Annotated in this window: 9 protein-coding genes; 8 read left to right on the top strand and 1 reads right to left on the bottom strand. The window is 52.0% G+C overall.

Going from position 1 to position 10,862, the window contains the following annotated elements:
* The first annotated feature begins 392 nt into the window (after positions 1-392).
* The 5 genes from AC2FLD_RS22105 to AC2FLD_RS22085 all read left to right on the top strand — a co-directional run bounded on the left by AC2FLD_RS22105 (position 393) and on the right by AC2FLD_RS22085 (position 5,085).
* A complete protein-coding gene (locus AC2FLD_RS22105; protein WP_299637028.1) occupies positions 393-692 on the top strand; it encodes a hypothetical protein in 300 nt (99 codons plus the stop codon).
* A 55-nt stretch (positions 693-747) separates the two neighbouring features.
* On the top strand, positions 748-1,362 hold the full coding sequence (locus AC2FLD_RS22100; protein WP_271952807.1) for a hypothetical protein: 615 nt from the start codon (positions 748-750) through the stop codon (positions 1,360-1,362).
* A 400-nt stretch (positions 1,363-1,762) separates the two neighbouring features.
* Positions 1,763-1,936: a hypothetical protein gene (locus AC2FLD_RS22095; RefSeq protein WP_481668353.1), complete on the top strand. Its 174-nt coding sequence runs from the start codon at positions 1,763-1,765 to the stop codon at positions 1,934-1,936.
* 784 nt (positions 1,937-2,720) lie between these two features.
* Complete coding sequence (locus AC2FLD_RS22090) at positions 2,721-4,154, top strand: hypothetical protein (protein WP_142639633.1); 1,434 nt, start codon at positions 2,721-2,723, stop codon at positions 4,152-4,154.
* Entirely contained in the window at positions 4,144-5,085 is a 942-nt protein-coding gene (locus AC2FLD_RS22085) for a metallophosphoesterase family protein (protein ID WP_142639634.1), read from the top strand. The genes AC2FLD_RS22090 and AC2FLD_RS22085 overlap by 11 nt, the downstream gene beginning before the upstream one ends.
* Here the strand turns inward: AC2FLD_RS22085 and AC2FLD_RS22080 are convergent, their stop codons facing one another.
* Positions 5,086-5,844, bottom strand: coding sequence for a DUF4956 domain-containing protein (locus AC2FLD_RS22080; RefSeq protein WP_142639636.1), 759 nt, complete (start codon positions 5,842-5,844; stop codon positions 5,086-5,088).
* A gap of 182 nt (positions 5,845-6,026) precedes the next feature.
* Here AC2FLD_RS22080 and AC2FLD_RS22075 point away from each other — a divergent pair, with 182 nt between their 5' ends.
* The 3 genes from AC2FLD_RS22075 (at position 6,027) to AC2FLD_RS22065 (ending at position 10,818) form a co-directional block, all read left to right on the top strand.
* Positions 6,027-6,959 (top strand): SdiA-regulated domain-containing protein, encoded by a 933-nt coding sequence (locus AC2FLD_RS22075; RefSeq protein WP_142639638.1) that lies wholly within the window; start codon positions 6,027-6,029, stop codon positions 6,957-6,959.
* Positions 6,960-7,223: 264 nt separating this feature from the next.
* On the top strand, positions 7,224-8,723 hold the full coding sequence (locus tag AC2FLD_RS22070) for a ShlB/FhaC/HecB family hemolysin secretion/activation protein (protein ID WP_496674412.1): 1,500 nt from the start codon (positions 7,224-7,226) through the stop codon (positions 8,721-8,723).
* Positions 8,724-10,161: 1,438 nt separating this feature from the next.
* Entirely contained in the window at positions 10,162-10,818 is a 657-nt protein-coding gene (locus AC2FLD_RS22065; protein WP_496674410.1) for a 2-keto-4-pentenoate hydratase, read from the top strand.
* Positions 10,819-10,862: the final 44 nt, after the last annotated feature.

Raw genomic sequence — 10,862 nt, 5'->3', positions numbered from 1 at the left:
GTTCCTTGGCGACGAAGGCGCATTGTGACCTGTTTGGTGCGTAGCTGAATACGGCTACGCAGCACTGGCTCACTCTTCGGATAGTTCGACTTGGTTTGTAGAATAACCACCATCGTATTCGCCATCCTTTACCTGCTGGCCTTGTTTGCATTCTTGACGGGTACATTTGGTTGGCTGGGGCAAGAAAGAGACCCTTTGTCCGGGGTGTTCCTTTTGCCGTTGGGACTACCTTGGATACTTGTAGCGGACTTGGTCTTTGAGTCGGCCAAACCATGGTTCGCGGCGATTGCACCGGTGCTCAACCTGTTGGCGCTGGTTTTGATTTGCAGGTGGGCACGCGGTTTGCGCCAGCAGTGAAGGCTGAACTCTTTCTCACCAAAAGGGAGGAAAACTTGGGAAAAGTGATCTTGGGTATCGTGATCGGGCTCGCCCTCGGCGTGGTTGGGGCGATGACCATGGGTGGCGGTGCCGCGATAGGTGTCGGCGTTGCGACAGGCTTGTCCGCCGGTGTTTGCACCACATTGAAAGGAGCACAAGCCGAGAACCTGATCACCGCCGAGCAAGCGGATCAAATCCTCAATCGCGTAAATTCCGAGATGGCATCTCTGCAAGGAATTGAAACGACAGGCGAGATCGTCGGCAGCGCACAGGCATGCGACGAGTTTCTGTCAAAGTTACGAGAAACGAAGTGAGGTTCCGCTTTGCACGGAACAAAACTGTAAGGATTAACCAACAGGGGACCATCTGATGAAACTCAGTTTACTAAAACTCCTCACACCCATGTTTGTATTTTCGGGCACAGCTGCTCTTGCAATGTCAGAAGCCGATGACGCTTGTATCGACCACTTGCGGCAGGTTGGTGGACCAGACGGTCAATCCGGAACGATTGAAAGCTCAGAGTTCTCAGAGGCGGGTACGCTCGTCATGCTGCGAGACGCAGGTGGAACACTTTGGCGCTGCATCGCGTACAAGGATGGAAACATCGGCGAGATGGCGGTTGTCGAGGCGATGGATGATGGCGGTGGAGCAGTGGCAGGCGCGGCCGGTTCTACCGGTAGCCAACGTGTCAAATTCGATGGTGGTTCCACCGGCGCCGAACTCGTTGGTGAACTCGCGCCCGGAGCGTCACAGCAATATGTTCTCGGTGCCAAAAGCGAACAGTTCCTTTACGTTCGCGTTGCTCCGCGAAATGGCTCCTTGGACTACGTTATTCGCAACCCCGATGGTTCTGAACTGTTGGGATTGATGTCGGCGGACAAGGAGTATCGAGGACAGCTTTGGCAATCTGGTGATCATGTTGTGGAGGTTATCAATCGCAGCAACTCTTCCGTCGACTACAACGTCATTTTCGGAATTGAATAGGTGATCAATCAGAAACCCTGGAACGCAAGTATAAAAAGAGAGGGAAAAACAGATGAAACCCAAGGTCCTATTGGTGATCGGCACGGCGTGTACTACCGCGCTTGCAGCATGCGACGACAGTGGCGGATCAGTGGATGCAAGTGCACCAACTGTGGGCAGCTCTAGCGATCTTTCGTCATTTGAAGGGGCAAGAGCGGGCCAAGCTGAAATGGGTATTCAAAGTCTCGGGTTTGAACTCATCCGAAGCGAGGGGCTAACCTCGTACTGGTTTAACAAGGATACCGGTGCATGCGCTCGGATCACGACCTCCGAGGGAAGGTACTCAGATGTAGCTATGCTGCCATCAGGTGACTGCTGACAGACTTCCATCAATCCCAAATCTGAAAGAAGGTGTTCAAACTTGCAATTCGACCTGGCACACGCGGCGGTCATCGTTGTCGCCTTAATCATCACTAACCTGGCATTGAAATTGGCTGGCGTGATCAATGAAGAAAATAAGCACCAATGGAACTGGAAAGTTGTTCTAGCTTACTTCGTAGTCGTCGTTATCATCAATCTGGTGTGGCCCATTTAAAGTTTCACAGCGGAAAGCTAACTGCCCACTTGATATGGTTGTCGTGAACTAGCCTTTCCGAGAGACTATCAGGTCGCAAGAGTTTGAGCATCAAAGGTTCAAGTATAGAAAGGAGATGGCATGCGGTTTTTGGCGTCCCTCATATTCATTGGTGTTCTCGCAACCACTGCGAATTCTGACGTGACCAGTCGAAATGGCGGTCCAAGCAACAGTCAAATGCTGTCAAAGGGTGGTGACGGAGGCGTTGATGGTGTCGATTTCTTTCGCCCAGTCTTAAGCGGAGTGTTGTATCGATCCGGTTTCAAGGGTGGCGACAAGGATCGAACTGGCCTAAGTGAGGGTCAACGCGAAACTCTGTGCGGTGAAGGGTTTTCAACCGGGTTTTATGCCGACTTTGGCAAAAACACTGAATACGGTCGCACCAGTTGTGGAAACGGATCCTTTGACTATCAAAGTGCCAGATCCTCCCGACCCAGTGCTGTCATGGCTTCCATACACGAGGTGATTCAAAACCCTGGAAAAGGCCCTGTCCTGGTGCACTGCATGTGGGGTGTTCATTCCTCGGGAGCATTGTCGGCAATGGCGCTCGTTCAGTTTTGTGGTTGGACGGAAGAAAGGGCCAAGGAATATTGGAATGATGCCCGAAACGGGGCCCCATGTTCAGGCGGGTGCGACCAGTGGATTGACTCAAAATTCTCCAACTTCAGCGTCGACCCCAAGTTGAAAATCTCCACCGAACAACAGGCAGCGATTTGCCCCAAATGATATTGGGAGGACTATCCAAATGAAGTTCAACCTTCTGGGGTCACTTGCTTTCATTGCACCCACCGTCTTATGGGCGAACGACGATGTTCTAGGTGAAGCCACGACATTTGATAGTCCCAACGGCGGTACTGAACGCTGTATTCGGATCGAAAAAATTCCAATGGGCGAGTATAAGAACAGCGACCTTGAGGAAGAAACAACCTATTGCGAGATCGATTTCTATGCCTCCGAAATTGCGATTTGCCCAAAAACTTGGAGCACCAGCCCAGGAATGGCCGTCTACGATATTTCGGAAGGACCCTACACGGGGAACCGTTCCGAATTCGAGAGAAACGCTTGCAAAGAGGGGAAGGCAGCAAAAGATCTGGCCAAGGACAGGGTGGCTAAGTTCAAGTCCACCATGAACCAAAAGGGCACCAGTGGAACGTTTTCAACCTCGTCGCTGCTTTACTATCATTTCTCCAGATATTTCGACACGACTGTCAAAGTTCCAGTCGCCGTTTGGCGTAGCATGGACGCCCAGGCGCATTTTTCCGAGGTCGCAGAGCCTGGCCTTGCGATTTCTGGCGGCTCTCATGGCGGGCGCATGAACCATGAAGGCTGGCGGGTCTTCGCAGCTGCGGATGCCGACCCGAACTCATACCAACCGACAGATGATCTGTTCACATCGGATCGAACGCAAATATACGGCGTGCTGCTTGATAGCCCTGGGCATCGATACGGCTCGGAAATCAACGGCACCCGTAAATCTGGTTGGGGGAAAGGTCAGAACCGCGATTTTCAGGAAACGCCCGCTTTCTTAGCTTTGCGGTCTTCAAAACCATTGTCAGAGGCAATCGCAGAGGGCGTCAGAGAAGGTCGAAGAGACCGGATGATCAACAAGGATCTCGGCCCCGATGTCAGCGACCAACAGATGGCATTTTGGATGCAAGAACTTACCGAGATTGTTCTCCTAGATTTCATCTTTAGCCAGCAGGACCGCGTAGGAAACATAGACTTCACACCCTATTGGTATTGGGTCGAAGACGGAGACCTGAAGCATAGGAAGGCCAAGCACCATCAGCCAAACGATGGAGACGTTCCCGCCGACGCATTATTGATCCGTCGCAGCAATCTAAACGACAACGATGCTGGTGGGCGGGTTGAGTATGCCAACTTCGCGAAATCTACTCAAATGCTAGAGAAAATGCGGCATTTCTCTCCAAGCACATACCGACGCTTGGTTGCGCTGAATAGTGAGCTTCAAACTCAAGGCCCGGTTTATAACTGGCTGTCGCAAAGCCTTGGGCTGTCAGACAGTCAGATTGCACAAGTCGTCAAAAATACCGCGCTGGCAACGTCCATCCTCCAGAGCAATTGTTCAAATGGTGAATTGATATTCGATTTGGATCCCGCCGCATTTTTTCTGACAAGCGACGCCGAGCAAGAGGCCTTAGACTGTAGTGACCCGTAACCTTTCTACCCTTTTTGCGGCGTGCATTTGGACAGCTCTGCTAGCCTGCAAGGCCGCGGCATTGGATGTCATCGTCATATCGGATCTGAACGGAAGCTACGGTTCGGTAAAATACGATGCCCGCGTCGACAAGGCGATTGAGCGGATAGTCGAGATTGATCCAGATCTGGTTATTTCGACCGGAGATATGGTTGCGGGACAGCGCATTCCCAACTTGTCCGACAAACAGGTCAGGGAAATGTGGAAAGCGTTTCATGAGGCGGTATCAGATCCTTTAACGGCTGCCGGAATTCCGTTTGCGGTCACGCCGGGAAACCATGACGCCTCCGCTTACCGAGGGTTCGAGCGTGAAAGAAAAATATACGCAGAGGAATGGACGCCGAGAAAGCCAGACGTCGACTTCCTGGTTTCAGATGACTACCCGTTCTTCTACGCATTTGAGATGCAAGGCATTACGTTTGCGTCTCTGGATGCTACGACCCTAGGGCCGCTGTCCGGCGATCAGCAGGACCGACTTGTGGAACTGGGTACAAGTGGAGACCCGATTGTCACTTTCAGTCACCTCCCACTTTGGCCCTTCGCGATCAAGCGTGAACGCGAAATCATCGGTGACCCAACACTTGAAAAAATCTATTTGGAAAGCGGTGTGGTTCTGCATCTGTCAGGCCACCATCATGCCTTCTATCCGGGTTGGAAAGATGGTGTTACTTACGTCTCCCAAGCTTGTTTGGGAGGTGGCCCGCGACGGCTTATCGGATCAAAAGCCAGATCACCTCACAGCTTCACTCATGTTACGTTCCAGCCAAACGGAAAATTTGGGATAGCAGTATATCGAGGACCTGACTTCGAAAGGTCGGTAAATTTCAAGTCGCTTCCGGAAGAGATCAGATCCCCGAATGCAGTGTTGAAACGTTTGGACCTTGTGAAATGACTAGAGGTTGAGTTTCAGCTCAACTTTATCAGGGACCAGATCGTTTATCATCTCTTCTATCCGGGCTTCTGAAAGCCCTCCCGAGGTGATGAAAAGCAATGAGACGCGAGACTTTCCGGGGACGTGGTGTTTTCTGACCAGCTTCCAGCCAGCGTCTGCGGCCATGGCTTCAATGTCCCCGCTGACTTTCAATGAGTGCTCTTCGTTTGAAGCCTTGAGCGAAATTTCCACGCCCTTGTTTCGCCCACCGAGCCAAATGAAACACCAACATACAACCGCCACCAGTGTGGCCATCAAGGGTAAGCCCAGCCCTACCGCCAGCCCAAGCACGGTGACTATAATCATTTCCACCGTGTCGACCGGGTCATCCATATTTGATCGGAACCTTAACAGAGCTCCTATTCCAAAAATCACGAACCCGATCATCGATCCGTGCTGTACGACCAGAAACCCAACCGCCATGCCGACAAGCGCATAAAGGAAGAACAGTCGCGGCATGACGATATCGCTGACACTTCTACGGGCTTTACGTCTCACCGGATGATAGACGATCAAGCCAGCCAGAATGATCGTGACGATCACATCGAGAGTAAAGAAATACAGTTCCTGTTTGCCACGAAACTGCGTCCACTGGCGTTCGATGAGAATTTCCGATTCCGAAGCCCCGGCCAGCATCGTCGCAGGGTCGACTTGTGACACCGCAGCACCTGGCAACAGCAGCATCAACAACACGGTCACAAATGTGAGGGTCGTATTCAACTTGTCTTCCTTCCTGCTCACGCCAAAGGCTTACGCTTCACCAAAGGCACATCGTGCCCTATTCAATTCAATCGCAACAGGCGGGATCAGGTAAAGAGATTACCGTGCATTCTTCGGACATCGCGTCCGGACTGTGATACGAACGCTGATACAAGGATATGGTCCAAGCGCGAGAAAATTGAATGGCAGAAAACAAAGTGTTTCCGTCAAAACCTACAATTTCACGGTGTTTCTGCAAACTTAGACGACTCGCTTTTACGGCCAGCTTGGTTGCGGCAGCCTTCTTGCCTTGGACCGATTTTGCCTACGCCGAAAGTGCTGGTTTGGTTCTGGTCGATAAATTCAAGGTGGCAGACAAATCAGAGGGATTTTCAGAGCCTTCCGGTTTGGCAATGTCTAACACTGAAGGCTTCTTGTGGTCTGTAAGTGATGCCGAACCTAAACTGCACCTACTCGGAGTCGACGGGGTATTAGGAAACTCTTTCAAGTTGCCAGCATTGGCAGGATCAGATTTGGAGGGTGTTGCACCTCGAAAAGATGGGTCTGTTTTGGTGCTTCAAGAAACTGACCGATCAATCCTAGTCGTTCACCCAACTGACCCCATTCAACTGACGACAATACCTCTCGCATCTCTTAAAGGTTACCCGACCGCCGCTGAATTACTCGTCGGCAACCCTTTGAATAAGGGACCCGAAGGTATCGCCGTTGACCCGGAATCCGGGCGGGTCTTCGTTGGCATTGAGGGACAACCAAGGTTGTTAATGGTGTTATCGCCAGAGCTAGACGAAATTATTGAGATCATTCCTTTAGCCCGCGATGCAGGTTTTATCTCCGAGCGTGTAGATGATGATGAACTGGATTTGAGCGGCCTGGCATGGTCCCGGTCCTCGCGTTCTCTTTGGATTGTGAGTGACAAAGGCCGTCAGATCTTCATCTACAATCCAGAATCCAAGTCCGTAAAGTCTATCAGTTTGACGTTCACAGAAGATGGAAAACAAAAAGAAGTTAAACATCCCGAAGGGATCGCTCTCGATGAGATCAGAGGGCTTCTCTATATCCTGACAGATGATGCCAAGAAATCGCGGCTTTATGTTTTTGAGCAACCGGAGTTGTGAGGACTGTCCTACTAGTTCTCTACTCTGCGTGGTTGAAAAGCGGGGTTGTGTAAATGAGTGCCGTCTTATGTGCAGCATATTAAGTAAATCTGCGCTCTGTTCGATATGTTTCTAAAAAACATCACCCATCAATATATTCGAATAGCGTCAGGTTCACACATGCGAACCATGTAATAACGTTGGGCTTCAACATGCTCAGTCACCTTAAGGTTATCGATAATGCCCGTATCCAATTCGGTTGTAATTGCGATCATTTGCACTTTAGTGGCCTTTGTTGCAGTTCCAAAATACAGCATTGCCCAAACCTGGGACATCGCATCACAGCACTCTGTCAGCGGCGTAACGGTATATGATACGGATGAGCTGTTAACGTTTGCCGGTCAGTTGGCTTTTGATCGGTCAGGGCGCATCACAGCAGTGGATGTCGCATCAACGATCACGCAGATCTACCGAGAAGACGGTTACTTCTTGGCTGAGGCCTGGCCCGGCCCCGATGGGCAGAGCATAATTGTTGATGAAGGGCGCATTCAAACCATCGAAATTGAAGGTGTAGATACGCGCACGTTCCAAACCCTAGAGAAGATTTTTCAGCCCCTCACCACCTCCTATCCCATAACGCTGAAACGATTTGAGCGGGCGGTTATGCTAGCCGAGGACATACCTGACTTGGAGTTGTCGACCGAACTTGATTACCCGGATCAGGCTGGTGCTCGGCTGAGAGTATTGGGAGAGCCACTGCGAAAACAAGCCGGTAGTGCGACACTCGACAACCCTCCGCGTGAGCTTGGAGAAGCGCTAAGCTTCTATGTCGTGCAAGAGTTTTATTCAACGCTGACCGTCGGGGATATGCTGCGATTTGAGGGATCAGGCAATTACAATTGGGACAAAGACGATGAGCACTCTTTATGGGGCGCTCTTACCTATCGCACGCCGCTGAACAGCAATGGTCTGTACGGTGAGATCTTCTACGGGAACATAAACGCAAAACGTGACCTCTCAGGGGACTTTGCGAGAACAGATATTGACGGCGAGAACTTCACAGTCGCGATGGGTTACCCCGTGATCCGCGATGTGGCCCGTTATGGATATCTTCTGCTGGACTATCGCCTTTCAAAAGCGGATTCAGTCAGTGGTGGCGTTCCACTATCCAGTGACGCGAGTGTCGTTGGCCTTACATATCTTTACGGGCAAAACTATCCAAAGGGACAAGCTCTGGAAGCGGGGCTAACCTTATCTTTTGGTGACAATGACAACGACACGACAGACGCGAATTTTGATGACGGGGACTCTTCGTTCTGGCATTTGAGGGGCGGCATCGGATATGAAAGCCCCCTACCGGGCTTATCGCCCAACACAGCTTGGCGGACAGAGATCTGGGGTCAGTACACAACAGACCGGTTACCCTCTGTCGAAGAGTACTTCCTTGGTGATCGTTATGCGTTGCGTGGATACCGCTTTGACGAAGTGGATGGTGATTCAGGGATCTCAGCAATCTTCGAAGTATCTCACTCCTATTTCCCAAGCTCGCAGAGCGTAAATCGTCTGACGCCCTTCGCTTTTTTCGACGTTGGTTACATCTCGAATAATGATCCCGCCAGTTTCGAAGTGGGAAGTGCAACACTGGCATCGACCGGGTTGGGGCTGGACATCGAGTTTAAGCGAAACTTATTCCTATCCGGATACGTTGGCGTCCCTTTGAGAGACGGTCCTCTGACCGACTCGGGCGACCCAGGCGCGTATCTTGCTCTGACAACAAGTTGGTGAGGATGTTATGAAACTGAACAGAATTGCGTTACTTACAACAGCTTGTTTGATTGCAGAACTGGCCGCTACACAGGTCGTTGCCGGCGGAAATCACTACGGGTGGTGCCGTGGCGTGGGGAATCCTCACCAGTCAAGCCAAGGATGCGGGCAGGCCGGTGGGCAAGGAACAGGTAATCAAATTACCGGCCCAACTCAGCCGGTAGCAAATCAGTTGCCGCCTAAGGGAACCCAGCAAACGCCCACATCCGTTACTGTTCCAGTCCTTGCGCCGGGCGCGGTTCCGAACGCAATTCCCGGTCAGGTTCCTATCGCGACACCAATAGCGGTTCCCGGTCAGGTTCCCACGCCGGTAGTAGCGCCGACCCTAGCTCCGCCTTTGACTCCAAATGCGACTCCAAACCGGGTTCCGACAGCCGTTCCAAATCAGGTTCCGCCATTGGCTACCGGGCCTACCGCGGTGCCGCCGCAAGTTCCGACTGCAACTCCCAATCAAGTTCCGATAGCTATCCCTGGCCAGGTTCCGCCTCAACCTACCGGCCCAACAGCGGTGCCGCCACTTGTGCCCACCGCGACACCAAACCAAATACCAGTCGCAGTTCCTGGTCAGGTCCCGCCTCAGCCCACCGGTCAAACTGCTGTGCCACCGCTCGTCCCGACTGCAACACCAAACCAAATTCCGGTCGCAGTGCCCGGCCGTGTTCCGCAACCCAGCGGTACAACAGCGACGCCACCGCTTGTCCCAACAGCAACCCCCAATCAGGTTCCCACGGCGGTTCCTGGCCAGGTTCCACAGTTGACACCAAAACCTACGGCAACTCACGTGGCCGTCCCAGGGCATCCGAAACCACAAGGCGTCGTGACGATCATGCGTCCCAAGCCGAGGCCGACAACCGGTACTGTCCAACAACCTGGCACAACACAAGTGTCCCACCATTTAACCCACCAAAGCAATGCGAAGAAACACGATCACGTCGCAGCAACACCTGGGCGGCATGATCCGCACGACCTACCGAGATTCCGCAACGCGGCGGCCAAGGAAGACTGGGAATGCGTTGCCAGCGGATTTGGACAGCGCCGTTATGATGCTGGGCGAGGCGTGTTGCTGAACAACGGAGCGTTGCGGCACCTCGGAAACGTGGACGCAATGGCACGCGATGTACCGGCACGACATCCAAAACACTCTGGCTGCATTATTTCGGTCAAACGAAAGCAGCAGTAGCGCCAGGCACATCTTGAAGCCTTAGAGGAATTCTTCCGAGTGGGAAGCTGGTTTCCAACCAAGGTTAAGTTGAAGAATAGACATCAACCGAAGGTGTCATCTCTCAGAAGGTTAATGAGGCATATCCACACTTTCATTGCAAGCCTTTGAGTTTCCGACGATGGCCCTTCAAAACCTCGCTTGCATCGCAATCCAGCCGTCGGAGCGTATAATGCGAATATGACAAGAGATATTGAATCTAACGCTCAGACAATTGCTGATGCCCTGACCTCTGCCCAGCAGATACCTAAACTGTCTTCAGAGGCAGGACAGCTATCGCTGGATGACGCTTATTCGATTGCTAGTCGTGTCCGCGAGATTCTGGACAAAGAAAGAGTTGGCAGAAAAGTCGGCTTCACGAACCGCACGATTTGGCCTGTTTACGGTGTGGATCAACCCATTTGGGGAGAGGTCCACGCAGATGGGCTGTTTTCGACTGATCAGCCGGTAAACTTGGCAAGGTATTCAGAACCGAGAATCGAGCCAGAAATCGTACTGGGCCTTAAACATGCACCAACAGCTGAAATGAACAATGAGCAGTTGGCAGGTTGCGTGGAGTGGGTCGCTCCAGGATTTGAAATTGTGCAATCGATTTATCCCGACTGGAAATTCTCGGTCGAAGATTCAATCGCAGCACAAGGATTGCACGGCTGCCTTGTTCTTGGCGACAAAATCGCGGCGACGCATGATGTCTTGACCGGCTTGGCAGAGGTGCCACTAGCATTGTTCAAGGGCACCGAGGCCATCGGGTCCGGCAAGGGTGAAAACGCGCTTGGAGGCCCAATTGAAGTCCTGGCTCATCTTGTGTCTGACGTCAGCGCCCATGGGACAGTTTAGGTCGATTTGATAAGAGAGGGTTTCTGGCTCATCGTAACTGCCAA

It is taken from the genome of Ruegeria sp. CDSA021, assembly GCF_059612325.1.
Note: the sequence above shows the minus strand (reverse complement) of the source record. Positions and strands in the feature narration are given on the sequence as shown.

Bases quoted from the DNA above. Each gene is read 5' to 3' on its own strand.
- AC2FLD_RS22100 (WP_271952807.1), top strand. From the start codon at position 748: ATGAAACTCAGTTTACTAAAACTCCTCACACCCATGTTTGTATTTTCG.
- AC2FLD_RS22090 (WP_142639633.1), top strand. From the start codon at position 2,721: ATGAAGTTCAACCTTCTGGGGTCACTTGCTTTCATTGCACCCACCGTC.
- AC2FLD_RS22075 (WP_142639638.1), top strand. From the start codon at position 6,027: ATGGCAGAAAACAAAGTGTTTCCGTCAAAACCTACAATTTCACGGTGT.
- AC2FLD_RS22065 (WP_496674410.1), top strand. From the start codon at position 10,162: ATGACAAGAGATATTGAATCTAACGCTCAGACAATTGCTGATGCCCTG.